General features: G+C 69.2%; 18 protein-coding genes. 12 read left to right on the plus strand and 6 right to left on the minus strand.

Going from position 1 to position 24156, the window contains the following annotated elements; translation table 11 throughout:
- Positions 1-15: 15 nt before the first annotated feature.
- Positions 16-2310 (minus strand): hypothetical protein, encoded by a 2295-nt coding sequence (locus AC069H_RS35055; protein WP_478235192.1) that lies wholly within the window; start codon positions 2308-2310, stop codon positions 16-18.
- 92 nt (positions 2311-2402) lie between these two features.
- Between AC069H_RS35055 and ahcY the strand changes: the two genes are divergently transcribed.
- Positions 2403-3875 (plus strand): adenosylhomocysteinase, encoded by a 1473-nt coding sequence (gene ahcY, locus AC069H_RS35060; protein WP_478235193.1) that lies wholly within the window; start codon positions 2403-2405, stop codon positions 3873-3875.
- Between the two features lie 63 nt (positions 3876-3938).
- Here ahcY and AC069H_RS35065 read toward each other — a convergent pair whose 3' ends face one another.
- Positions 3939-4907 (minus strand): hypothetical protein, encoded by a 969-nt coding sequence (locus AC069H_RS35065; RefSeq protein ID WP_478226412.1) that lies wholly within the window; start codon positions 4905-4907, stop codon positions 3939-3941.
- A gap of 355 nt (positions 4908-5262) precedes the next feature.
- Here AC069H_RS35065 and AC069H_RS35070 point away from each other — a divergent pair, with 355 nt between their 5' ends.
- The 3 genes from AC069H_RS35070 (at position 5263) to AC069H_RS35080 (ending at position 7362) form a co-directional block, all read left to right on the plus strand.
- Positions 5263-5832: a papain-like cysteine protease family protein gene (locus AC069H_RS35070; protein ID WP_478226413.1), complete on the plus strand. Its 570-nt coding sequence runs from the start codon at positions 5263-5265 to the stop codon at positions 5830-5832.
- A complete protein-coding gene (locus AC069H_RS35075; protein WP_478235194.1) occupies positions 5829-6596 on the plus strand; it encodes a hypothetical protein in 768 nt (255 codons plus the stop codon). The genes AC069H_RS35070 and AC069H_RS35075 overlap by 4 nt, the downstream gene beginning before the upstream one ends.
- Before the next feature lie 133 nt (positions 6597-6729).
- Positions 6730-7362, plus strand: a complete 633-nt coding sequence (locus AC069H_RS35080) for a dTMP kinase (RefSeq protein WP_083650100.1) — start codon at positions 6730-6732, stop codon at positions 7360-7362.
- A 38-nt stretch (positions 7363-7400) separates the two neighbouring features.
- On the opposite strand, the gene AC069H_RS35085 is transcribed toward AC069H_RS35080, so the two are convergent.
- The 4 genes from AC069H_RS35085 to AC069H_RS35100 all read right to left on the minus strand — a co-directional run bounded on the left by AC069H_RS35085 (position 7401) and on the right by AC069H_RS35100 (position 13025).
- Complete coding sequence (locus AC069H_RS35085; protein ID WP_478235195.1) at positions 7401-8504, minus strand: aromatic ring-hydroxylating oxygenase subunit alpha; 1104 nt, start codon at positions 8502-8504, stop codon at positions 7401-7403.
- Positions 8501-9646 carry an N-methyl-L-tryptophan oxidase gene (solA, locus tag AC069H_RS35090; protein WP_478235196.1) on the minus strand — a complete coding sequence of 382 codons (1146 nt, stop codon included), beginning with the start codon at positions 9644-9646 and terminating at the stop codon, positions 8501-8503. Before solA ends, AC069H_RS35085 begins: the two co-directional genes overlap by 4 nt.
- A complete protein-coding gene (locus AC069H_RS35095) occupies positions 9643-12081 on the minus strand; it encodes a GcvT family protein (RefSeq protein ID WP_478235197.1) in 2439 nt (812 codons plus the stop codon). The genes solA and AC069H_RS35095 overlap by 4 nt, the downstream gene beginning before the upstream one ends.
- Positions 12082-12239: 158 nt before the next feature.
- Positions 12240-13025, minus strand: coding sequence for an IclR family transcriptional regulator (locus tag AC069H_RS35100; RefSeq protein ID WP_478235198.1), 786 nt, complete (start codon positions 13023-13025; stop codon positions 12240-12242).
- Between the two features lie 152 nt (positions 13026-13177).
- On the opposite strand from AC069H_RS35100, the gene AC069H_RS35105 reads away from it, so the two are divergent.
- From AC069H_RS35105 to secA, 8 genes are all read left to right on the plus strand, one after another.
- Positions 13178-13495, plus strand: coding sequence for a bifunctional 3-phenylpropionate/cinnamic acid dioxygenase ferredoxin subunit (locus AC069H_RS35105; protein ID WP_478226296.1), 318 nt, complete (start codon positions 13178-13180; stop codon positions 13493-13495).
- Entirely contained in the window at positions 13492-14628 is a 1137-nt protein-coding gene (locus AC069H_RS35110) for an NAD(P)/FAD-dependent oxidoreductase (RefSeq protein WP_478235199.1), read from the plus strand. The genes AC069H_RS35105 and AC069H_RS35110 overlap by 4 nt, the downstream gene beginning before the upstream one ends.
- A gap of 111 nt (positions 14629-14739) precedes the next feature.
- On the plus strand, positions 14740-15417 hold the full coding sequence (gene mtrA / locus AC069H_RS35115; protein WP_005150760.1) for an MtrAB system response regulator MtrA: 678 nt from the start codon (positions 14740-14742) through the stop codon (positions 15415-15417).
- 7 nt (positions 15418-15424) lie between these two features.
- On the plus strand, positions 15425-17140 hold the full coding sequence (gene mtrB / locus AC069H_RS35120; protein WP_478235200.1) for an MtrAB system histidine kinase MtrB: 1716 nt from the start codon (positions 15425-15427) through the stop codon (positions 17138-17140).
- Entirely contained in the window at positions 17137-18864 is a 1728-nt protein-coding gene (locus tag AC069H_RS35125) for an LpqB family beta-propeller domain-containing protein (protein WP_478235201.1), read from the plus strand. Before mtrB ends, AC069H_RS35125 begins: the two co-directional genes overlap by 4 nt.
- A 325-nt stretch (positions 18865-19189) precedes the next feature.
- The gene (locus tag AC069H_RS35130; protein WP_478235202.1) at positions 19190-19828 is read left to right on the plus strand and encodes a ComF family protein; all 639 of its coding nucleotides are present in this window, start codon (positions 19190-19192) and stop codon (positions 19826-19828) included.
- A gap of 552 nt (positions 19829-20380) precedes the next feature.
- On the plus strand, positions 20381-21070 hold the full coding sequence (gene hpf / locus AC069H_RS35135; RefSeq protein WP_340687160.1) for a ribosome hibernation-promoting factor, HPF/YfiA family: 690 nt from the start codon (positions 20381-20383) through the stop codon (positions 21068-21070).
- A 233-nt stretch (positions 21071-21303) separates the two neighbouring features.
- The gene (gene secA, locus AC069H_RS35140) at positions 21304-24135 is read left to right on the plus strand and encodes a preprotein translocase subunit SecA (RefSeq protein WP_478235203.1); all 2832 of its coding nucleotides are present in this window, start codon (positions 21304-21306) and stop codon (positions 24133-24135) included.
- The last annotated feature ends 21 nt before the right edge of the window (positions 24136-24156 follow it).

Here is a 24156-nt window from a genome sequence, read left to right on the forward strand (position 1 = left end):
TCGTGAAGGGGGCCTTCAGCGCATCTGCGGGAAGTCCCCGAACAGCGATCCTTGCTCGCCCCAAGGGTTCTTCGGGCGTGGCCTGCCGAGGCCGGCGGCCATCGCGACGGCGTTGTCCCATTCGGCGTCGACGACGTAGTCGGTGTGCTTGAGGACCCCGGGTGCCCAGCGGTGCCGCCCGGTCGGCCCGCGCATCGGGTCGGGCAGCCAGTGGTCGCCGCCGAGGACCAGGACGCCCTGATCGTCGGCCTCGGCGGCCAGCGGTCCGGTCCCGCCGCCGGGCAGGTAGCCGTCGCCCAGCAGTTTCCCGGCCACCACGCGATGACGCCACGTCGTGACGCCGCCGCCGAAGATGTCCGTGCCGCGGCACAGCGCACGCCAGCGGCCGTCGAGGCCTTCGAACAGTCCGGCCAGCTGCGCCTGCGGCAGCATGGCGGGGAAGGCACGCTGGTAACCCCATTGCAGCGGTGACCCCGCGGTCAGCAGCCCGACCCGGTCGCGGTCCTCCGGCGGGAGATCGGCGATCACGCGTGCCGCGGCGAGCACGGTCAGCAGGCTGCCGAGGTTGTATCCGGAAAGCACGACCCTGGTGCCCGGATCGGCCAGATGTTCCTTGACCCGGTCCGCGAGTTCCGGCACGACCTTGAGCGCGTAACTCGGCGGAACGGTCGGATGGGCGGCACGCGGCCAGAAGCAGACGAGATCCGCCAGCGCGCCGAGGTGACGGCTGCGTTTGGGGGTCGTCGCGGCGGCGAACACGACGCGCAGCAGCCCGGCCGCCATCGCGCCCAGCGCGAACACGCCGATCGCGGAGAGAGGCTTGAACCAGCCCGGCAGCGGGCCGAAACCGAAGCGCAGCACCAGGAGCGCCCCGCCGCCCGCCGCCATCGCCAGCGCCACCGTGAGCGCGAGATGGTGCAGATGCTTGCGTTCCCACGACGCACGCGCCCAGGCACTCGCGGCTTCCTCTTCCTGTGCCTTGTCGATCTCCATCAGCGCGACGATCTTCGGGATGCCGCGGCGCAGCCGTCGCAGCGGGACGGCGACCGCGAAGCCCAGCACACCGAGCACGACGGCGAGCGCGAGACCGGCACCCCACAACACGGTCACGAGCGCGTAGGTGTCGGGCAGCCGGAGTTCGTTCGCGCCGACCAGCTGCCGCAGCGCGACCGCGAGCCCCGCGCCGAAGCCGCCGCCGAGCAGACCGGCCAGCGCGACGACCGGCGCCGCCGCCCACCCGCCGAGCCACGGCCGCAGCCGGTGCGGCAGGTGCTTCCACGCCGGCCGTCCGAGCAGGGCCGCCGGGACGAGGATCAGCGCGAACAGCACGGTCACCGCGACCATCGCGGCCCCGAGCGCCTCGACCGTCCCGTCCGCTCCACCGAGCCCACCGCCAGGGAGCCCCGCGGGCAGCGGCGTCCGGCGCACGACGGCGATGCCGACCAGGACGACGGCGACCCCGATCAGCCCGCCCCGGATCACCGGCCCGGCCGAGAAGCCGACCGTCGAGGCCACCAGCGTGGCGAGGACGAGCGCCAGCGCGCAGATCCAGACGATCAGGTCGAACGTCGCGGACGGCAGCCGGAACGGCCCGCCGAGCAGCGGAAGCGCGACACAGGTCAAGGCGGCGACGGTGTGGAGGGTGCGCAGGCCGGGCGTCCGCGGCTGGTCCTGCGGTTGCAGCGGGCTCGAACTGGGGACGCGGTGCAGCCTGTTCCGCGAGCGCCAGTCCGACGACGGGATCCGGTCGAGCACGAAGATCAGCGCCAGCAGCGGCAGCACCCCGATCGCCGTCCGCAGCGGCGCGAACTCCCGCAGGAACGACGGCGCGCCTTCGAGACAGGTCGAGCCCGGCGCGAGGCACTGCGCGGCGAAAAGGTCGAGCGAGACCACCGCGAGCTGGCTGATCAGCAGCATCGTCAGCAGCAGTGACGCCACCCGCAGCAGACCTCGGCAAACCGCGCCGAGCAGCGCCGCGAACCGCCTGCCCTCCGGGACCGGCGGCAGCATCCAGTGCGCGACGTTCGCCAGCGAGAACGGGAACAGCAGCGCCCAGGTCGCCTTCGCCGCGCCCCCGGAGGTCATCCCGCTCCACAGGTAGCCTTCGAGGATGCGCGGGATCGAACGGCCGAGCGCGGGCAGCACCGGGCCGGGAGCGGGACGGCGCAGCCGGTCCGACGGCCGGATCAGCCTGCCGATCCCATCGCCCGCGACGTCGACCACCGACGTCGAATCCAGCAGGCTTTCACCGCTCGTGCCCACTAGCCCGGGTACGCGTATTTCGACGACGCGGGTATCGGGACCCGGCATGACCACGGTGAAGGCCTCCAAACCGTTCCAGTGGGCTTTGAGCCGACAACGGTACTGTTCCGATGTCATCCAACCTTGGAGGAAGCGCGCATATGACCCCCGAAAGCGTTGCCAAGCGGCACGACACCCGCAACGGCATCGAGTTCGCCGTCGCCGATCTCGAGGCCGCCGAGTTCGGCCGCAAGGAGATCCGCCTCGCCGAGCACGAGATGCCGGGCCTGATGGCGCTGCGCCGCGAGTACGCCGAGGTCTATCCCCTGCGGGGAGCCCGGGTTTCGGGCTCGCTGCACATGACCGTACAGACCGCGGTCCTGATCGAAACCCTCGTCGCGCTGGGGGCGGAGGTGCGCTGGGCCTCCTGCAACATCTTCTCCACCCAGGACCACGCCGCCGCGGCGGTCGTCGTCGGCCCGCACGGCACCCCCGAGGAGCCCAAGGGTGTCCCGGTGTTCGCCTGGAAGGGCGAGTCGCTGGAGGAGTACTGGTGGTGCACCGAGCGGATGCTGACCTGGGACGGCGAGGGTCCCAACATGATCCTCGACGACGGCGGTGACGCCACCATGCTGGTGCACAAGGGAACGGAGTTCGAGAAGGCCGGTGTCGTCCCCGCCCCGGACGAGAACACCTCGGACGAGTTCCGCGTGTTCCTGCAGCTGCTGAGCGCCTCCGTCGCGGCCGACACCGGCAAATGGACCAAGATCGGCGAAGGCGTCCGCGGGGTCACCGAGGAGACCACGACCGGCGTGCTGCGGCTCTACCAGCTCGCCGCGGCCGGTGAGCTGCTGTTCCCGGCGATCAACGTGAACGACGCGGTGACCAAGTCGAAGTTCGACAACCGCTACGGTATCCGGCACTCACTGATCGACGGCATCAACCGCGGTACCGACGTCCTCATCGGCGGCAAGGTCGCGGTCGTCTGCGGTTACGGCGACGTCGGCAAGGGCGCCGCGGAATCGCTGCGCGGCCAGGGCGCGCGGGTGATCGTCACCGAGATCGACCCGATCTGCGCGCTGCAGGCGGCGATGGACGGCTACCAGGTCAAGAAGCTGGAGAACGTCCTCGGCGAGGCCGACATCATCATCACGACGACCGGCAACAAGGACGTCGTGCTCGTCGAGCACATGGCGAAGATGAAGCACCAGGCGATCCTGGGCAACATCGGCCACTTCGACAACGAGCTCGACATGGCGGGCCTGCAGCGTTACCCGGGCATCCGGCGCATCACCATCAAACCCCAGGTCGACGAGTGGGTGTTCCCGGACGGCAAGAGCATCATCGTGCTGTCCGAGGGCCGCCTGCTGAACCTGGGCAACGCGACCGGGCACCCGTCCTTCGTGATGTCGAACAGCTTCTCCAACCAGGTGATCGCGCAGATCGAGCTGTTCACCAAGCACGAGGAGTACGACAAGGAGGTCTTCCGCCTCCCGAAGAAGCTCGACGAGAAGGTCGCGAAGATCCACCTCGACGCGCTCGGCGGTGAGCTCACGAAGCTGACCAAGGAGCAGGCCGAGTACATCGACGTGGACGTCGAAGGTCCCTTCAAGACCGACCACTACCGGTACTGACGGCTGCCATGAAAGGCCCCTTCATTGCAAAATTTGCAATGAAGGGGCCTTTCATCGCACGCGCTAGCGCCACTCGACCTCGATGCCGGCCAGCCCCGGCCCGGCGTCGCTGAAGAAACCGCTGGTCACGCCGCCCATGTCGAGGGGCAGCTCCTCGGACTCGACGGGCACGGCGTCGTCGCGCGTCCGGAACTGCCGGGTGCAGCGGGCGGGCAGCGCGCCGAGCGCGAACTTCAGCTGCACCAGGTAGCTCGAGCACTGGTCCCGCAGCATCCGGAAGTACCCCGGCGACGCGGTGCCGGAGTCGTCGCGGACCTCGAAGCAGAACACGTGGATCTCGCCCTCGGCGAGCTTCCGGTCGAAGAGCAGTTCGGTGGCCATCGTCTCGGCCCCGGCGTTGCGCCGGATCCGGCCGACCCGGCAACCCTCGGCGGTGATCAGCTCGACGTCGCCGATGTTGCAGCCCGGGTCGCCGTTGTAGACGGTGACGTACCGGTCCGGGCCGTGCCGCCGGGCCCGGCACACCAGCCGGGTCTGGAGGCCGACCTGCCGGTGCGCGGCGTCGAAGGTGATCGTGTCGTGCACCGAGAGCATCTCGAGGTCGGCGTTGTAGCGATTGGACGACGGGTACGCGCCCAGTTCGGCCAGCAGCTGGTCGACGATCGAGCCCATGTCGCCGGACCGGATGTCGTGGAACGACGCGGCCATCTGGTGTCCGCGCGCCCGCGCCGTCCGCGGTCCGATCAGCACGACGAGCGCGTCCGGGGGCAGTTGCAGCACCGATTCCAGCGCACGCACCGCGGGCAGCGCCTTGGGCACCTCCGGCTGCCGCAATCCGCGCTGCCAGTAGCTCAACGTCGACTGTCCGATTTGGACGCCGCGGAGCCCGAGGTGGGCGCGGAGCCGGGCGAGTGACAGGCCCCGGTAGGCGATCGCCTGCCGGAGCGCGTGGTGGAATTCGCCGCTGCGGAGGGCCTCGACGAGTTCTTTGGGCAAGGCTTCGAGCGGCTGACGGCGCGTGCCGTCGATGATCGTCGGGGTGTCGTCGTTCGAGGCATGCCCTCCCGCCGAGGACGCGTCAGCTCGAGTCGAGGCGAGCTTTCCCGCCGAGAACGTATCGGCACCGTCTCGTGTCACCGCTCGTCCCTTCACCAGACCAGTGTGTGCGCTGAGCGTGAACACCGCGGAACGTTCACGTTAGCAGCGCACTGTGAACACTACGTCCCCCGTTCGGGGTGGTTGACCCCGGAAGAGTGACCGTTCCGGGGTGTGGAAACGCCCCGGAACGGTCCGTTCCGCCGAGTGCCCATCTTGCTCTGTGTGAGCCTGCTGTTCACCGTTGTGACCACATTGGTTCGCCATGGTGACCAGGAGGCCCGTCGTGCCTGTGTTCTCGAGGAGGTTTTGCGCCGCCGGCGCCGCGAGTCTCGTGGCGTGGCTGGCGATCCAGACCCCGGCGAGCGCGCTGCCCTCGCCGCCTGCCCGCCAGAACCCCATCGCCATGCAGACGCAGGAGAAGTCCCAGTGGTGCTGGGTGGCTTCCGGCAACACCATCGCGGCACACCACGGCGTGACCGTCACTCAGAACGAATTCTGCCGGATCGCCCACGACGAGCGCCGCCGGGAGTGCGCCGACGAGCCGGGAACGCTGGGTGACGTCCGGCGCGCCTTCGGCAAGCTCGGCTTCGCGGCCCCGGGGAACTACCTCAAGAGCCGCATCCCCTTCGCCGCCGTCCAGGCCCAGACCGGCGACGGCAAGCCCGTCCAGACGCGGGTCGGCTGGGCCGCGGGCGGCGGCCACATGCACGTTCTCTACGGCCACGACGCCGGCCGGAAGTGGATCTCGTGGGGGGATCCACTGCCCACCGGCAACCGCTACAACTGGTCGACCTACGACTTCTACTCGGCGAACAAGTCCTTCACCTGGACCCATACGCTCACCGGGATCCGGCGATGAGCGCGCGGAAGTTCCTCGGGCTCGCCGGGCTGGTCGCGGTCGCACTGCTGGTCTCGGCGCCCGGAGCGCGCGCGGATCACCTGTCCGGTGAAGATCTCGCGGCCGCGAAGGCGGCTGCCGACGACCCCACGCTGCGTGTCGAAATCGGCCGCTTCTTCACACAGACGGGTGGTTCGGGCACTGCGCCGTCGGTGAGCGTCGTCGACGAATCCTTCCCGGTTTACGAGCTTTCGAGGGATTTCGTCGCCGGTGACGGCGCGGTCGCCGGGCGGCTCGCCTACGTCGCGGTACCGGTGGCGGCGTCCGACGGGCGGACCGCGACCGTCTGGTCGGTCCGCGGCGACGACGGCGTCTGGCGCGTCGGCAACATCGCGTCGGGTGACCGGGAAAGCGAACTGGCCCGGCGGCTGCCCGCCGGTGCGACGCTGCTCCACGAACCCCAGGTCGACGCCTGGTACGCGCTGCGCGACGGGCGGGTGACCCTGCTCGACTCGGGTGCCAGCGGCTACGCGAGCGGCGCCTCGGCCACCCTCGCGGAGTACCAGAAGACCGTCTCCGGCCGGTACGGCGCCATGCTCGCGAACTCGCCGTATGCCCAGGAGGGCAAGGCAGGCGGCTACAACGCCCAAGTGATGCCGCGCGGCGACGGCGGCCCCGCGCCCGACGCGCAGGACACCGGCTTCGTGCCGCTGCTGATCTTCGGCGGCTTGCTCCTCATCGGTGTCGCCGGCTTTTTCCTGCACTCGAAGAGGCGCGTCCCCTAGCGGACCGGTGGGCCGGACGTGAGCTGACCCGTCTGGCCCGCCGGTCGACCACCTCGTCATCCATGCCCCCGCCACCGCCCTCAACGGAACCGCTTCGCGGTGCTGGTCATATTCTGAGCGCGTGGGACGACTCGTGGTGATCGAAGGTCTGGACGGTGCGGGCAAGCGCACCCTCGCCGACGCGCTGACCGGCGCGCTGAACGCGGCCGGGGCGAGCGTCACGTCCATCGCTTTCCCGCGGTACGGCGAAAGCGTGCACGCCGACCTCGTGAAGGAAGCGCTGCACCGCGGCCACGGCGACCTCGCCGACTCCGTCTACGGCATGGCGATGCTCTACGCGCTCGACCGGCGGGGCGCGGCCGACGAGATCCGCGCTCGTCTCGGCGATCACGACGTCGTGCTGCTCGACCGGTACGTCGCGTCGAACGCGGCGTACGGCGCCGCCCGGCTCCACCAGGGCGCGGACGGCGAGTTCGTGCGCTGGCTCAAGGAGCTGGAGATCGACCGGTTCGGCCTGCCGGTGCCCGTCGCGCATCTGCTGCTCCGGGTCACCGCCGACGTCGCCGCCGACCGCGCGCAGCGGCGCGCGGAGAGCGACGCCGACCGCGCGCGGGATTCCTTCGAGACCGACGACGCGCTCCAGAAGCGGTGCTCGGTGGTCTACGACGAGCTCGCCGCGACGGGCTGGCTCGCGCCCTGGCACGTCCTCGACGGCGTCGCCGGCGTGGACACCCCGGCGCTCGCCACCTCCCTCCTCCGCACTTAGTCCTCTGAATGCGGTACTTGCTCGCGCAACTACCGCATTCAGTCCTCTAAACGCGTGAGCAGCCAGGAGTGGAACTCGCCGATGTGGTGTTCGGACGGCATCAGCACCCCGCCGCCGCGGTAGGCGCGGGACGCCATCGCGGGCTGGCAGCGTTCGCAGGCGTCGAAATCCTGCTCGTTGACGCGGTGGAACAACTCCACCGACCGGGACACGTCCCGGCCCGACGCCACGACCTCCTCGGAATAGAGCCAGTCGCATTCGACGACCGTCCGGTCCGGCGCGAGCGGGTACATCCGGTGGAAGATCACGTGGTCCGGCACCAGGTTCACGAACACCTGCGGCCGGATGGTGATCGCGTAGTACCGCCTGTCCTGCTCGTCCGCGACACCGTCGAGCCGGTCGAAGCCCGTCGTGCCGTCGATGGTGAAGCCGTCCACGGCCTCGCCGAATTCGGCGCCGTGCCCGACGTAGTACTGCGCCGCGTAGCCGTCGGCGAACTCCGGCAGCAGCTCGGTCAGCTCCGGATGGATGGTCGCGCAGTGATAGCACTCCATGAAGTTCTCGACGATCAGTTTCCAGTTCGCCTTGACGTCGTAGGTGATCCGGCGCCCGACCGAGAGCCGGTCGAGACCGTACCGCTCGATCGATTCCAGGTCGCCCAGCCGTTCCCGCACCGCGCCTTCGACGTCGTCCTCGAACGACGGCGGGTCCGCGGCGAGGCAGACCCACGCGTAACCCAGCCATTCGCGCAGGCGGACGGCGTGCAGCCCGTATTCGGAACGGTCGATGCCGGGAAGGCTCGCCAGGTTCGGCGCCGCGATCAGCTCGCCGTCGAGCCCGTACGTCCACGCGTGGTACGGACACTGGAACGCGCGTTTCACCGTGCCGGACTCGTCGGTGCACAACCGGGCCCCGCGATGGCGGCAGACGTTGAGGAACGCCCGCAGTCCGCCGTCCCGTCCGCGGCTGACGAGCACGCTCTCCCGTCCGACCTGGACGGTCCGGAAGTCGCCGGCCGACGGCAGATCCGCCGCCCGGACCGCGCAGAACCACTGACGTTCGAAGATCTTTTCCTGCTCGGCAGCGAAGATCGCGGGATCGGTGTAGTAGCCGCCACTCAGCGTGGGAATGAGACTCGTCATCTCGGGACTCCGGCGAACCGGGCGGGATCGAACAGGGCGACCGGATGCCCGGTCGCGCCGTCCACGACAAGGTCGGCGAGGATCTCACCGACCACCGGGACGAACTTGAAGCCGTGCCCGGAGAACCCGCAGGCGACCACCACGCGTTCGTGCGCGGGATGGCGGGAGATGACGAAATGTTCGTCGGGCGTGTTCGTGTACATACAGGTCGCCCCGCGCAGGAAGGTGCCGGGCAGCGCCGGCATCTTTCGCCGGACGAACTCCGAGATCTCGCCGACCTCCTCGGGGTGCACCGTCCGGTCGATGGACTCGGGTGTGCAGGTCTCACCGCCGCGGAAGAACGCGACCTTCACGCTCCTGGCGTCGTCGTGCGAGGGGAAACCGTAGAACTGGCGGCCGTTCGCGCCTTCCCAGACGTAGATCGGATGCCGTCCGGCGCGGAACGGCTCCGCCCCGCCCGACGGCGCGAACCAGTACTGGACCTGGCGTTCGACGGTGAAGACGATGCCGAGCTCGGCGAGCAGTTCCGGCGCCCACGCGCCGGGGCAGATCACCAGTTGTCCCGCCGTGTAGAAGTTCTGTGACGTCCCCACCCGGACACCGGTGGACGTCTCCCGCCACGAAAGGACCTCCTCTTCGTGGTGCAGCTCCGCCCCGGCCCGCGCGGCGAGCTGGAGATGCGCGGCCACACTGCTTTCCGGCACCACGAACCCGGCGTTCTCCTCGTACAGCGCGATCTCGTGATCGTCCGGGTTCATCGTCGGGAACCGGCGCCGGATCTCCGCCGCGTCCAGCAGCTTGTGCGGCAGCTCCCATTTCCGGGCGCTGGCAAGGCTTCCCGACACCGTCCTGGACTCGGGGCCGCCGAGCATGATCCCGCCGCACCGGGTGAAGATCTTCCGGCCGGAGTCGCGTTCGACCCCGTCCCACAGTTCGTGCGCCCGCAGCAGGAGCGGGACGTACGCGGGATCCTCGAAGTACGCCTGCCGGGTGATCCGCGAGCCGCCGTGGCTGGACCCGAGGTTGTGCACGGGCGCGAAGCGGTCGATGCCCAGCACGCGCTGACCTCGCTGGGCGAGCCGGTACGCCGCGGCGCTGCCCATCCCGCCGAGGCCGATGACGATGACGTCGTAGTGGCTCATGCGGCGCTCCTGATCCGGTTCATGCCGGGGTCGAACAGCGGTTCACGCGCGACGACGGCGGGGATCCGCTCGCCGAAGTACTCGATCTCCAGGGGCCTGCCCGGCTGGGCGAACTCCAGCGGAAGCCAGGCGTACGCGATGTTCTTGCCGACGGTGTAGCCGTACGCGGCGCTCGTGACGTACCCGGCGGGACGCCCGTCGGCGAACACCGGCTCCTTGCCGAGCACGACGGAGTACGGATCGTCGACGGTGAGACAGGTCAGTTTCCTGGTCACCGTTTCCTCCGAGCGACCGGCCAGCGCGTCCCGCCCGATGAAGTAGCCCTTGTCCATCCGCACGGCGAAGCCGAGCCCGGCCTCGTATGGATCGTGCTCGGCGGTGACGTCCGTTCCCCACAGCCGGTATCCCTTCTCCAGCCGCATACTGGAGAAGGCGTCCCGGCCGGCGGCGATGATCCCGTGTGCCTGCCCGGCTTCCCAGAGCGTGTCCCACAGACGGCGGCCGAGGTCCGCGCTCGTGTACAGCTCCCAGCCGAGTTCGCCCACATAGGACAGTCGCATCGCGGTCACCGGCACCTGGCCGACGTACGCCTGCTTCGTCTTGAAGTAGCCCATCGCCTTGTGCGAGAAGTCCGTTGTGGACAGTGGCTGCAGTACCGCTCTGGCCAGCGGTCCCCACAGGCCGATGCAGCAGGTACCCGGCGTGGTCTCGTGGATCTGCGCGGCACCGTCGCCGGGGAGATGCCGCCGCAGCCAGTCGATGTCGATCGCGCTGTTCACGCCGACCTGGAACCTTTCGGCGCCGAGCCGGGCGACGGTCAGGTCGCCGCGCACGCCGCCGTCCTCGTCGAGCGACAGCGTGTAGGTGACCGAACCGGGCTTCTTGTCGAGCTGGTTCGTGGTCATCGTCTGCAGGAACGGCAACGCGCCGGGGCCGGTGAGCTCCACCCGTTTCAGCGAGGTCATGTCGAACATCGCGACCCGTTGCCGCGCGACCAGCGCTTCGGCGCCGCCGATCGGCGACCAGTACCGCGCGGCCCAGTCGTTGCGCTCCGGGATGAGAGCGACCTCCGGAAGGTCCGCGTTCGCCTCGTACCAGTGCGGACGCTCCCAACCGCTCGCTTCGAGGAAGAACGCGCCGAGCTCCTGCTGCCTTTCGTAGAAGGGACTCGTTCGCAGCGGTCGCGGATCTTCCATGGGCTGCAAGGGGTGGACGACGTCGTAGACCTCGGTGAAGCTCTGGCAGCTACGGGCCATGACGTAGTCCGGGGCGAGCTGCACCTGCTCGAACCGGGCGAGGTCGCACCCGTGCAGGTCCACGCCGGGCTGGCCGTCGACCAGCCACCGCGCCATGGCCCTGGCGACTCCCGCCGAATGCGTGATCCAGACGGCTTCGGCGACCCAGAACCCGTCGAGCTCCGGGTGTTCGCCCAGCAACGGCATCCCGTCCGGGGTGAAGGAGAACAGGCCGTTGATGCCTTCCTCGACCTTGGTCTCGCCCAGCGACGGCAGCAGGTCGACGGCGGCGGCCCAGGACGGCTCGAAATCCGCGGGGGTGAACGCGAGTTCCGACGGCATCCCCTCGCCGGCGCCGATTTCGTGGGGAGGCAAGGGCATCGGCGGGTGCCCGTACGCGCCGATGCCGATCCGATCGACGTGCTCGCGGAAGTAGAGATCGGCGTCCTGATGCCGCAGGATCGGCCGCGTGGCCTCCTCGGTCACGCCGGCGAGTGACGGCAGCGGGCTGGTGCGCGCGTACTGGTGCGCCATCGGAACGAGCGGGATCGCGAGGTCCACCAGTTCGCCGAGCAACGGCCCCCACATCCCGGCGCACGAGAGCACGATGTCCGCGCGGAAGCTCCCGGTCTCGGTGGTGACGCCGGTGACCCGGCCGCCCGACCCTTCGATCCCGACGACCTTCTGGTGCGCGAGGAACTTCGCGCCGCGCGCGATCGCGCGGCGTGCCTGCGCCTCGGCGGCACGCAGGGGTTTGGCCAGGCCGTCGGAGGGGATGTGGAACCCGCCGAGCACCTTGGCCGGATCGAGCAGCGGATGCAGCGCGGCGCATTCGTCCGGCTCGACGAGCCTGCTTTCGACGCCGGACGCGGTGGCCCAGCCGTGCCGCCGCTTGAGATCGGCGAGCCGTTCCGCCGTCGTGGCCACCTCCAGCCCGCCGACGGTGTGGAAACACGGGTTCCCGTCGAGGTCGAGCGCGCCGTACTTCGCGACGGTGTACGCGGCGAACTCGGTCATCGTGCGGCAGGAGTTGGTCTGGAAGACCAGACCGGGTGCGTGCGAACTCGACCCGCCGGTGGTGAACAGGTCGCCCTGGTCCAGCACGGTGAGATCGGTCCAGCCACGTTCGGTGAGCTCGTCGGCGAGGGCGCAGCCGACGATGCCTGCGCCGATCACGACGACGCGGGGTCCTGGGGGCATGATGCGGGGTACCTCCTGCCTGCCCTGGAGAATCCACAAAGGACACGAGGGCATCGGGGTGACAGGCGCTGTTGCGGATGAGGCACGTTGTTCCGTCTTCAGCAACAAAGTGCGGCACGTGCGGGCGCGCTGTCAAGAGCCCGAAGAGGTCGGCCTCTTCACTCGGTGAAGTACCCCAGCTGCGCCGAAAGATCCGCCGACGCCTCGGTGAGCGGCCGGACGATCTGCCGCACCCGCTGTTTCGACAGCCGGTACGACGGGCCGGAAGCGCTCATCGCCGCGACGACGTCGCCACCGGGGCCGCGCACCGGCACCGCGACCGCGTGCATCCCCAGCTCCAGCTCCTCGAAGCAGGCCGCGTACCCGTCCTCGGCGACCCGCTCCAGCTCGGCGGCCAGCTCCTCAGGATCGACCGTGGTCCGCGGCGTGAACCGTTCGAGCTTCCGCCGGAGTAAACGTTTGCGCTCGACGTCGCCCATGTACGCGAGCAGCACCTTTCCGCTGGACGTCGCGTGCAGGGGAGTGCGCTGCCCGGTCCAGTTCTGCGTGGTGATCGCGGCCGAGCCGCGGGCCTGGCTGACGTTGATCGCGACGCCGTCGTCGGCGATCGCGATGTTGACCGTCTCGCCGAGCGTCTCCGCCAGGCCCTGGCAGGTCTGCCTGCCCAGTTTCGCCAGGTCCATCCGGCCGGTGGCGGCGCCGGCGAGCCGGACGACACCGAAGCCGATCGCGTACTTCCCGCGTTCGCCGAGCTGCTCGACGAGACCGCGATTCTCCAGGACACTCAGCAGGCGCGACGCCGTCGACTTGTGCACGCCGAGTTCGCCCGCGATCTCGGTGATCCCGGTTTCCCCGTTGCGCGCCAGCAGTTCCAGCACGCTGATCGCGCGGTCGACGGACTGCACCTGACTGGGCGTTGCGTTCCCCGCGTCCTGGTTCCGCATGACGCAACAGTAGCCGTTTCGCCCGCATTCGCTCGGCTGAGTGGGCGAATCCCTTGACGTACCGGTCCCTCCGGGGTGATTGTTGCGCAGAGCACATCCTGTCTCGTAATACGCAACATCAACCACCGTCGGTCCTTTCCCCGGAGGCCCCGATGATCCGTGCCTGCTCCGTCTCCGAACTGGCCGAAGGCGAAGCCCTTCGCCTGCCGGGCCCCGTTCCCGTCTCGGTCTTCCATGCCGGGGGCGCCTATTACGCCCTCGACGACACTTGCAGCCATCAGGACGCGTCGCTCGCGGACGGCTGGATCGAGGGCTGCTACGTCGAATGCCCGCTGCACGCCGCGCGATTCGACCTGCGGACCGGCGCCCCGGACTGCCTGCCGGCCAAGAACGCCGTGCGCACATACCCGGTCGTGATCGCGGACGGCGTGATCTACGTGGACACCGAGGCGCGCCAGGAAGTGGCTTGAGAACGATCGCCGTCGTCGGCACCTCGCTGGCGGGACTTCGCGCGGCACAGGAGTTGCGCGGGCGGGGTTTCGACGGGCGGCTGGTGATGATCGGCGCCGAACCGCCGTACGACCGGCCGCCGCTGTCGAAGGATTTCTTGCTGGGCAAGGTTTCCGCCGATGATCTCGCGCTCACCGGGCAGGACGATCTCGACGCGCTGGCCGCCGAATGGCATCTCGGTGTCCGCGCCGAGAAGCTCGGCCGCGAAGGCGTGACGCTCGGCGACGGCACCACGATCGCCGCCGACGGCTACGTCATCGCGACCGGGGCTGTGGCCAGAACCCTCGACGCGGCAAGGGATCTGTCCGGCATTCACACCTTGCGGACCCTCGGCGACGCGGTCACGCTGAAAGCCGCTCTCGCGGCGGGGCCTTCCTCGGTCGTCGTCATCGGCGCGGGATTCATCGGCGCGGAGGTCGCGTCCGCGTGCCGCCTGCTCGGGCACGAAGTGACGGTGGTCGAGGCGACGCCCGTGCCGCTCGCCTCGGTCCTCGGCGCGCGGATGGGCGCGGTGTGCGGGGAACTGCACGCCGAGAACGACGTCCGGCTGATCACGGGCGTGCCTGTCGCAGGGTTCGACGGTGACGGTCGCGTCACCGGCGTGCGGCTCGCCGACGGCCGCGGGCTTCTCGCCGATCTCGTCGTCGCCGGAGTGGGGGCGCGGCCCGCCACCGGATGGCTGACCGGCTCCGGGCTCGCCGTCGACGACGGGGTGCTGGTCGATTCCGGCTGTGTCACAGCGAATCCCCGAGTGATCGCGGTGGGTGACGTCGCGCGGTACCGCTGTCCACTGCGCGGCGGGCGGGTCCGCGCCGAGCATTGGACGGCGGCCTCGGAACAGCCGGGCGTCGCGGTCGCGAATCTGCTCGCCGGATCGACCGTCACGCATTTCGCACGACACGGTTACTTTTGGTCCGATCAGTACGGACGGCGGCTCCAATTCGCCGGAGTGGCCACGGAAGACGTGCGGATCGCCGAAGGGGACGTCGCTTCGAAGCGGTTCGTCGCGACCTATCACCGCGGCGACGTCCTGGCCGGTGTGTTCGCGATCGACTCGCCGAGGCCGTTCACCAGGCTCCGACGTGCGCTCTAGGGCCCGAAGACCCTACTCGGATGGAGCAATTTGCCCGATTCGATGATCTTTCTGGTGGTCACATCGCCGGGTCGCGCGCTCGCGCGGGGAAACTAGTGCGAACATAGGTTTATGAAGGCACGTGTTCTGGTCGTCGACGACGACCCTGCTCTCGCGGAGATGCTCACCATCGTGCTGCGTGGGGAGGGGTTCGACACAGCGGTCGTGGCCGACGGCTCACGGGCGCTGCCCGCGCTTCGCGAGCTGAAACCGGACCTGGTCCTCCTCGACCTCATGCTGCCCGGGATGAACGGCATCGACGTCTGCAAGGCGATCCGGGCCGAGTCCGGCGTGCCGATCGTGATGCTCACCGCCAAGAGCGACACCGTGGACATCGTCCTCGGGCTCGAGTCGGGGGCCGACGACTACGTGGTCAAGCCCTTCAAACCGAAGGAGCTCGTGGCCCGCGTCCGCGCCAGGATGCGCCGCACCGAGGCCGAGCCCGCCGAGTCGCTGACGATCGGCGACCTCGCGATCGACGTCCCCGGCCACGAGGTGACGCGCGAGGGGAAGGCGATCCCGCTGACCCCGCTCGAGTTCGACCTGCTGGTCGCGCTCGCCCGCAAGCCGCGTCAGGTGTTCACCCGCGAGGTGCTCCTCGAGCAGGTGTGGGGATATCGCCACGCCGCCGACACCCGGCTGGTGAACGTGCACGTCCAGCGGCTGCGTTCGAAGGTGGAGAAGGACCCGGAACACCCCGAGGTGGTGTTGACCGTTCGTGGCGTCGGGTACAAGGCCGGCCCGCCGTGATCACCCCATGAGCGGACGCTTGCGAAGGCTTGCCCAGACCACGATGCGCCACTTCCGGCGCATCGTGGTTTTCGTGCGCCGCAAGGCCGTCTCGTTCAACGAACTGTGGCGGCATTCGCTGCAGTTCCGGGTCACGGTGTCCACACTGGCGCTGTCGTCGGCCGTGGTGTTCGTGCTGGGCATGGTGCTGCAGAACCAGATCACCGAACGGCTGCTGGAGACCAAGCAGAACGCGGCGATCGCGCAGACGAGGGCGGTCGTCGAGACCGCGGCGGGCGAACTGATCGGCGTCGGCACCGAAAGCCCCGAAGCGCTGACCGCGCGGATGAAGAACGCCCTGAAGAAGATCACCAGCACGACGACTTCGCAGGACAGCGCCGGATCGGCCGCCGGAACCTTCGAACCGGTGCTGGCGGCCGGCGGCCGCGATCAGTCGAGCAAACCGGTGTTCGCCGGCCCCTACGACCGGGTCCCGGAGCGGCTACGCCAGTTCGTGGAGACCGAACAGGTCAGCCACCTGATCCACACGGTCACCGACGCCGACGGCGGCAAGACGACGTACCTGATCGTCGGTGCCCCGGTGAGCACGATGATCAACCCGCTCCAGCTCTACCTGCTGTATCCGCTCACCAGCGAGCAGAACACCGTCTCGACCGTGCAGAACACGCTGCTCGTCGGTGGTCTCGTGCTGCTGCTCCTGCTGGCCGGGATCACGAACCTGGTCACCAGGCAGGTGGTCCGGCCGGTCCGGCAGGCCGCCGCGGCCGCCGAACAGTTCGCGGGCGGAGACCTCGACCAGCGCCTCGCCGTGCTCGGCGAGGACGACCTGGCCAAACTCGCCGTCTCCTACAACGAAATGGCCGCGAGCATCCAGCGGCAGATCCGCCAGCTGGAGGAGTTCGGCGGCCTGCAACGCCGGTTCACCTCGGACGTCTCACACGAACTGCGCACCCCACTGACCACCGTCCGGATGGCCGCCGACGTGCTGCACGCGTCGCGCGAGCAGTTCCCGGCCGGGCTCGCGCGCTCCACCGAACTGCTGGTCGACGAGCTCGACCGGTTCGAGGCCCTGCTCGGCGACCTGCTGGAGATCAGCAGGCTCGACGCGGGCGTCGAAGAGCTTTCCGCCGAGCTGATCGACGTCCGGCCGATCGCGACCAGGGCCGTCGAGCAGGTCCGGGTGATCGCGGGCAACGCGGGCAGCTCGGTCGAACTGGTGCTGCCGGAGGAGGAGGCGCACGCCGAGGTCGACGCGCGCCGCGTCGAGCGGATCCTGCGCAACCTGCTGGCCAACGCGGTGGACCACAGCGAAGGGAACCCGGTGGTGCTGACCCTCGCGGTCAACGAGACCGCGGTCGCCGTCACCGTGCGGGACCACGGTGTCGGCCTGCGGCCGGGCGAAGCGGAACTGGTGTTCAACCGGTTCTGGCGCGCCGACCCGTCCCGTAACCGCCGGACCGGCGGCACCGGGCTCGGCCTCGCGATCAGCCAGGAGGACGCCCGGTTGCACGGCGGCGTGCTCGACGCGTGGGGCGAGACCGGTCACGGCGCCTGTTTCCGGCTCGTGCTGCCGCGGCGGCAGGACACGCCGATGGGGGAGAGCCCGCTGGTCCTGCCCCCGCCCGATCACACTCCGACGGACACGCACGGGTCCTCCGGGCTGCTCGAAGTCCGCCCCGCCCCCGACGCGATCCTCGCCGAGCCAGAGGAGGTCGGCCGGTGAAACGGCTCCTGCCCCTGCTCGCGGTGTTGCTGCTGCTCGCGGGCTGCGCGAACATCCCGCTCGAATCCCAGCCCGCCGTCGTCTCCGGGGACAAAGCCGGGCAGGCGCCGGCGGACGTCGCCGAACCGGCGGCCGGGATCGACCCGCTGACCGTCACCCGCCAGTTCATCCGCAACTCCGCGACCCCGGGCACGGCGAACGCCGACGCGCGGGTCTACCTCGACGAAGAAGGCCGGCGCAACTGGAAGCCGTCGCCGGGGCTGACGATCATCGACGACACCTTCGGCACCGTTTACGACACATCGTCGTCGTCGGGGAACCCGGACGAGCAGGTGGTGAACGTCCGCGGGTTCAAACTCGGCAACCTGAGCCCCGACAGCGCGTTCATCCCGGTGAAGGCCGAGTACTCGCAGCAATTCAAACTGCGGAAGCAGCCGAACGGCCAGTGGCGGATCGTGGACCCGCCGCAGGAACTCGCCGTCACCGACGAGGATTTCGCGCTCAACTACTTCCGGGTGCCGATCAGCTTCTATTCGCCCGACTCCGGCGCCTTCGTCCCCGACCTCCGCTATGTCGCGGCGAAACCGCAGGCCGGATTGCCCGGCCGGGTGATGGACCTGGTGCTGCAGGGACCGTCCGAAGGGCTTAAGGGCGCGGTCAAGGACCTGCTCGGCGACCAGGTCACCACCGAAAGCAACGTCCGCAGCACGGACGACGGGACACTGGACATCAACCTGACCGGCGTCGGCGGGGCCAGCCTCGCGGACCGCAACCTGATCGCCGCGCAGATCGTCCTCTCGCTGCAGACGGTGACGCTGAGCCGGATCCGGCTGCTGGCCGACGGCACCGCGCTGGTGCCGGACCACGAATACTGGCGCGCCAGCGAGCTGCCCAACTACAACGTGGACATCGCGCCCAACTCGGAACTGCTGGGACTGATGACCGTGAACGGGCGGGTCCGGTCGCTCGGCGACGGACAGCCGGTCGGTGGTCCCGCGGGCAACGGCGGGTACAAGGTGGTCAGCGCCGCGCAGTCCGTCGACGGGAAACGGCTCGCGGTGGTCGAAGAACGCGACGGCAGGCAGTGGCTCCGGGTAGGCGACCTCGGGCACGACCTCGCCTCGGTGGACCTGTTCGGCGGCAGCCTGAGCCGTCCCACCTGGCGCCCGGTCGCCCGTGGCGGCGGGCTCTCGGGCGAGGTCTGGACGGTCGTCGACCACAACACCGTCGCCAGGGTCACCCTGGCCGCGGACGGCCGCTGGGTGAAGGCCGGCGTCGACGCGACCATGCTCACCGGCCTCGGCCAGATCACCGAACTGCGCCTTTCGCGCGACGGATCGCGGCTGGCCGCCGTGGTCAACGGGCAGCTGGTGGTCGCCTCGATCGTGCGGACGGCGGACTCGGTGGCCCTGCGGGCGCCGCGGAAACTGCAGGAACGCGACCTCAAGGACGTGGTCGACGTCGACTGGGCGACCCAGGACCACCTGATCGCCGCGACGTCGTCGACCTCGCTGCCGGTGGTCAAGGTGCCGCTGGACGGGCAGCGGATGGACGCGTTCAACAGCTCGAACCTGACCCCGCCGGTGCACGGCGTCACCGCGGCGCCGAGCAGGCAGAACCTGGTCGCGGACGCGGGCGGGCTGTGGGTCGCCTCCGAGCTGGGCGAAGTCTGGCGGCCGCAGGCGCACACCGTCACCGACGCGGACCCGTTCTACCCAGGCTGAGCACTTCGCTTACTTCGGGGCGCCCGCATGTCGCGAAAGCCACTTTCGCAACGCGCCATCCCTTGCGGTGGGGAGCAAGGGACCTTTAGTACCGCTAGCTTTCCTGGCGGCGCTAGCGATCCGTGGCGGCAGAAGTCCGTGAAGGCCTCCTTCACTACCCTGAGTGTAGGCAAGGAGTCCTTCACGGACAGAAGCCAAGCCGCCCGGAAGCCTTCTCCCCAACTGCGGTCCTGACTGGTCCCCTTAGGACGAAAAGGGTCCAAACCGGACCTCTCACGACACGACGTGCCCTGGAACTGTCGGAGCCCTGGCCGACACTCGCCCCATGTCCAAGCTCCTTGATCTCCTCATCCCCGCCCGCTGCGCGTCCTGCGGAGCACCGGGCGCGCCCTGCTGTGCCACCTGTCAGACCGCTTGGGGTTCGCTCAGCGAGATCATCCGCGGCCCGACGGCCGGGCTTGTGCCCGTGTACGCCCTGGCCCCCTACGCCGGCGAGGCCCGCCGCCTGATCCTCGCCTACAAGGAACGCGGCCGCCGCGACCTCGCGCCTTCCCTGGGGCGGGCGATCGCCGAAGCCCTCGCCCAGCTGCCCGATCCGGAGCCGGAACCTTGTCTCGTTCCGGTGCCCTCGCGGCGGCACGCCTCCCGTGTGCGCGGCGGGCCGCACGTCCGGCGGGTTGCCGAAGAATGCGTGAAAGTACTGAGAGGCAAGGGAAAAGTCGCGACAGTGGCGCCGGTCCTCAAGCTGAGGTCCGGAGTTCGCGACGCCGTGGGACTCAGCCGGGCCGAGCGGTCGGCGAACCTTGACGGCCGGATCCGCCTCGCTCCCGGAGCCTGCCGGGAGAAGGTCGTTCTCCTTGACGACGTCATCACAACCGGAGCGACCGCCGCCGCTTGTACGCGTTTTTTGGACATAAGCGGAATTCACGTTTCCGCGGTGGTGGCGCTGGCCGCCGCCGGGTGATCGTGCTGTCACCTACAAGAGTGATGAATGATCGGGAACGCGAATGGGTACAAGGGCGTTGACGGGATATGAGGGAGCTTGAGGGGAACACTCCGACGGCCCGCCACTCCACCGGGGTGGCGGCGGATTCCCTCGGGGACGGTGTCCTAGGCACCCTCCGCATTTTCCTGTCCGAAGGCTTGCGCCGTCCGCGTGAAAACAAATCACGGGGTCGACGCCCGACAGGCCGGATTGTCGCGCTGGCCGCACGATCTTCGTCGCGTGCGGTGACGAGGTCTCACGTCCTGATATCCCCCGGCTCGGGGGCTGTTGCTCGCGGCGTGATGCAGCTAACGTGCAGCGCTATCAGCAATCCCGGCAGGCAGGGAGGTGACCAGCCCATGTCCCTGGCGCCGGAGCCGCGCTGAGTCCGCGCTCGGACATCCGACACGAGACGTCGTGACCGTATGCCGAGTTCCCTCACCGCCCGCGATCCGGGCTTCGTCCCCGCATTACCGGCGCCCTAGTGAACACATCTACAGCTCGCAGTCATTTCAGCGAGGGAGGTCGTGTATGGACATCGTCGTTAAGGGCCGCAACGTGGAGGTGCCCGACCACTATCGGGCACTCGTCAGCGAAAAGCTGGCCCGGCTAGAGCGCTACGACAAGAAGGTCATCCGTTACGACGTGGAGCTCTTCCACGAGCCCAATCGCCGGCAGTCGAAGAACTGCCAGCGCGTCGAAATCACCGGTAAGGGCCGAGGCCCCGCCGTACGCGCCGAAGCGTGTGCCGGCGACTTCTACGCAGCGCTGGATTCCGCACTGAACAAGCTCGAAAACAGGTTGCGGAAGACACACGACCGCCGGCGCGTGCACTACGGCCGCAGCCGCCCGGAATCCGTCGCCGAGGCGACTTCGATGGCGGCCGCCGGTGGAATGACCACCGACACCCGACATCTGGCGGGTACCGCTGTACTCGAAGCGCCTGAGGCCGAACCCATGGCCAACGGTTTCGCTGTCGAGGGCGGTGACTTCGAGATGCCCCAGCAGCAGCGCTGGGACGACGGGGTGACCGAACACCAGCCCGGTCGCGTCGTCCGCGAGAAGAAACATGACGCGGAGCCCATGACGGTCGACCAGGCTCTCTACGAGATGGAACTGGTCGGTCACGACTTCTACCTGTTCAACGACGCCGACGCCGGGTGCCCGAGCGTCGTCTACCGGAGGCGAGGCTTCGACTACGGCGTCATCCGGCTGAGCTAGCCGGCCCCACGTCCAGACGGCGGCCCGCACGCGTCCCGTGCGGGCCGCCGTCATGTCCGGATCAGGCGGGACGCGGCCTCGTCCCGTCAGTTACCGACCGACGGTGCGTGCGCGAACACCGAGGTGTTCCCTACGATGGGGGCGGACGGTGGTGCGTTACCAGGCGCCACCGCGTACGAGATTGCCCGGGACCGGCTCGGGTGCGATCACAATCAGCTAGTGAGGTCGACCGGATGGTGCTGAACCGCCTGCTCCGCGCGGGCGAGGGCAAAATGGTGAAGCGGCTGCGACACATCGCCGATCACATCAACACCCTCGAAGACGACGTCAAGGATCTGTCGGACTCCGCGCTGCGGGCCAAGACCGACGAGTTCCGTAAACGGCACGCGGACGGCGAGTCCCTCGACGACCTCCTGCCGGAGGCCTTCGCGGTGGCGAGGGAGGCGGCCTGGCGCGTGCTCGGCCAGCGGCCCTACGACGTCCAGCTGATGGGCGGCGCCGCGCTGCACCTCGGCCAGGTCTCCGAGATGAAGACCGGTGAGGGCAAGACCCTGACCCAGGTCCTCCCCGCGTACCTGAACGCCGTCTCCGGCAAGGGCGTGCACGTCATCACGGTGAACGACTACCTCGCCAAACGTGACGCCGAGTGGATGGGCCGCATCCACCGCTTCCTCGGCCTCGAGGTCGGGGTCATCCTGGCCGACCAGACGCCCGAGGTCCGCCGCCAGCAGTACGCCGCCGACATCACGCACGGCACGAACAACGAGTTCGGCTTCGACTACCTCCGCGACAACATGGCGTGGAGCCTCGAAGACTGCGTGCAGCGCGGCCACAACTTCGCGATCGTCGACGAGGTGGACTCCATCCTCATCGACGAGGCCAGGACGCCGCTGATCATCTCGGGCCCGGCCGACCAGTCCTCGCGCTGGTACATCGAGTTCGCCCGGATGACCCCGCTGATGAAGCCGGACGTCCACTACGAGGTGGACATCCGCAAGCGCACCGTCGGTGTCACCGAGAAGGGTGTCGCGTTCGTCGAGGACCAGCTCGGCATCGACAACCTCTACGAGGCCGCGAACACGCCGCTGGTCGGCTACCTGAACAACGCGCTGAAGGTCAAGGAGCTCTACAAGCGCGACAAGGACTACATCGTCCGTGACGGTGAGGTCCTCATCGTCGACGAGTTCACCGGCCGCATCCTGCACGGCCGCCGCTACAACGAGGGCATGCACCAGGCGATCGAGGCCAAGGAAGGCGTCGAGATCAAGGCCGAGAACCAGACGCTCGCCACGATCACGCTGCAGAACTACTTCCGGCTCTACGACAAGCTGGCGGGCATGACCGGTACCGCCGAGACCGAGGCGGCCGAGTTCCACCAGACCTACAAGCTGGGTGTGGTGCCGATCCCGACCAACAAGCCGATGGTCCGCGCCGACCAGGCCGACCTGATCTACAAGACCGAGCAGGCCAAGTTCGAGGCCGTCGCCGAGGACATCGCCGAGAGGCACGAGAAGGGCCAGCCGGTGCTGGTCGGCACCACGAGTGTCGAGAAGTCCGAGCACCTGTCGAAGCTGCTGCTCAAGCTGGGTGTCCCGCACGAGGTCCTCAACGCCAAGCACCACGACCGGGAGGCGCTGATCGTCGCCCGCGCCGGGCGCAAGGGCGCGGTCACGGTCGCCACCAACATGGCGGGCCGCGGTACCGACATCGTGCTCGGCGGCAACCCGGACATCATCGCCGACGAGGTGCTGCGCGACCGCGGCCTCGACCCGGTGGAGCACTCCGAGGAGTACGAGGCCGCCTGGCCGAAGGTGCTCGAAGAGGTCCAGGCCGACACCAAGGCCGAGGCCGAGGAGGTCCGCGCGGCGGGCGGGCTGTACGTGCTCGGCACGGAGCGGCACGAGTCGCGCCGGATCGACAACCAGCTCCGCGGTCGTTCCGGCCGTCAGGGCGACCCGGGCGAGTCCCGGTTCTACCTGTCGCTCGGTGACGAGCTCATGCGCCGCTTCAACGCGACGATGGTCGAGCGGGTCATGACCACCATGCGGCTGCCGGACGACGTGCCGATCGAGCACAAGATGGTCTCCAAGGCGATCAAGAGCGCTCAGACGCAGGTCGAGCAGCAGAACATGGAGATCCGCAAGAACGTCCTCAAGTACGACGAGGTCATGAACGAGCAGCGCAAGGTGATCTACGCCGAGCGCCTGCGCGTCCTCGAAGGCGAGGATCTCCGCGAGCAGATCGAGCACATGCTGGTCGACGTCATCAACGCGTACGTCACCGAAGAGACCGCCACGGGCTACGCCGAGGACTGGGACCACGAGAAGCTGTGGACGGCGCTGAAGCAGCTGTACCCGGTCAAGGTCACCTGGGAAGAGCTCACCGAGGACGACGACCTCGACGCCGACAAGCTTCGTGAGGCGTTGCTCGAAGACGCGCACCGCGCGTACGACGAGCGCGAAGCCGAGATCGACGCGAAGGTCGGCGAAGGCGCGATGCGCAGCCTGGAGCGCCAGGTGATGCTCACCGTGCTCGACCGCAAGTGGCGTGAGCACCTCTACGAGATGGACTATCTCAAGGAGGGCATCGGCATGCGGGCCCTGGCGCAGCGCGACCCGGTCATCGAGTACCAGCGCGAGGGCTACGACATGTTCCGCGCGATGCTGGAGTCGCTGAAGGAGGAGGCCGTCGGTTTCCTGTTCAACCTCCAGGTCGAGCAGGCCGAGCCCACCACCCCGGCGCCGGAGTCGGCGTCCGCGCTGCCCGCCGGTGTCGGCTCCGGGAACGGCCAGGCCGCCAACGGCGACGGACGGCACGCCCGCCCGACGCCTCCGCAGGCGCCGGCGACCGACACCGAGTCCGTGCCGTCCGCCTTGCGGGGCAAGGGACTCGGCGGCGGTTCGCGGTCCGGGCTGACGATGTCGGGCCCGTCCGAGGACGGCGGCGTCGAGTCGCATTCGGACAGTGCCGGCAGTGCCGGTGGCGACCAGGGCGGAACCCGCCGGGAGCGTCGCGCCGCGCAGCGCGCATCCCAGAAGAAGGGCAAGAAGGGCCCGCGCCGCTAAAGGCCCCAAGGCGCGTGAAGG

It is taken from the genome of Amycolatopsis sp. NPDC043887, from assembly GCF_056435665.1.

What these genes read in the sequence shown, in the direction of transcription:
- solA (WP_478235196.1), bottom strand. Translation starts at nt 9,646, where the DNA reads ATGAGCCACTACGACGTCATCGTCATCGGCCTCGGCGGGATGGGCAGC.
- secA (WP_478235203.1), top strand. Translation starts at nt 21,304, where the DNA reads ATGGTGCTGAACCGCCTGCTCCGCGCGGGCGAGGGCAAAATGGTGAAG.
- mtrA (WP_005150760.1), top strand. Translation starts at nt 14,740, where the DNA reads ATGAAGGCACGTGTTCTGGTCGTCGACGACGACCCTGCTCTCGCGGAG.
- AC069H_RS35130 (WP_478235202.1), top strand. Translation starts at nt 19,190, where the DNA reads ATGTCCAAGCTCCTTGATCTCCTCATCCCCGCCCGCTGCGCGTCCTGC.
- AC069H_RS35055 (WP_478235192.1), bottom strand. Translation starts at nt 2,310, where the DNA reads ATGCCGGGTCCCGATACCCGCGTCGTCGAAATACGCGTACCCGGGCTA.
- AC069H_RS35095 (WP_478235197.1), bottom strand. Translation starts at nt 12,081, where the DNA reads ATGCCCCCAGGACCCCGCGTCGTCGTGATCGGCGCAGGCATCGTCGGC.
- ahcY (WP_478235193.1), top strand. Translation starts at nt 2,403, where the DNA reads ATGACCCCCGAAAGCGTTGCCAAGCGGCACGACACCCGCAACGGCATC.
- AC069H_RS35105 (WP_478226296.1), top strand. Translation starts at nt 13,178, where the DNA reads ATGATCCGTGCCTGCTCCGTCTCCGAACTGGCCGAAGGCGAAGCCCTT.
- AC069H_RS35100 (WP_478235198.1), bottom strand. Translation starts at nt 13,025, where the DNA reads ATGCGGAACCAGGACGCGGGGAACGCAACGCCCAGTCAGGTGCAGTCC.
- AC069H_RS35085 (WP_478235195.1), bottom strand. Translation starts at nt 8,504, where the DNA reads ATGACGAGTCTCATTCCCACGCTGAGTGGCGGCTACTACACCGATCCC.
- mtrB (WP_478235200.1), top strand. Translation starts at nt 15,425, where the DNA reads ATGAGCGGACGCTTGCGAAGGCTTGCCCAGACCACGATGCGCCACTTC.
- AC069H_RS35075 (WP_478235194.1), top strand. Translation starts at nt 5,829, where the DNA reads ATGAGCGCGCGGAAGTTCCTCGGGCTCGCCGGGCTGGTCGCGGTCGCA.
- hpf (WP_340687160.1), top strand. Translation starts at nt 20,381, where the DNA reads ATGGACATCGTCGTTAAGGGCCGCAACGTGGAGGTGCCCGACCACTAT.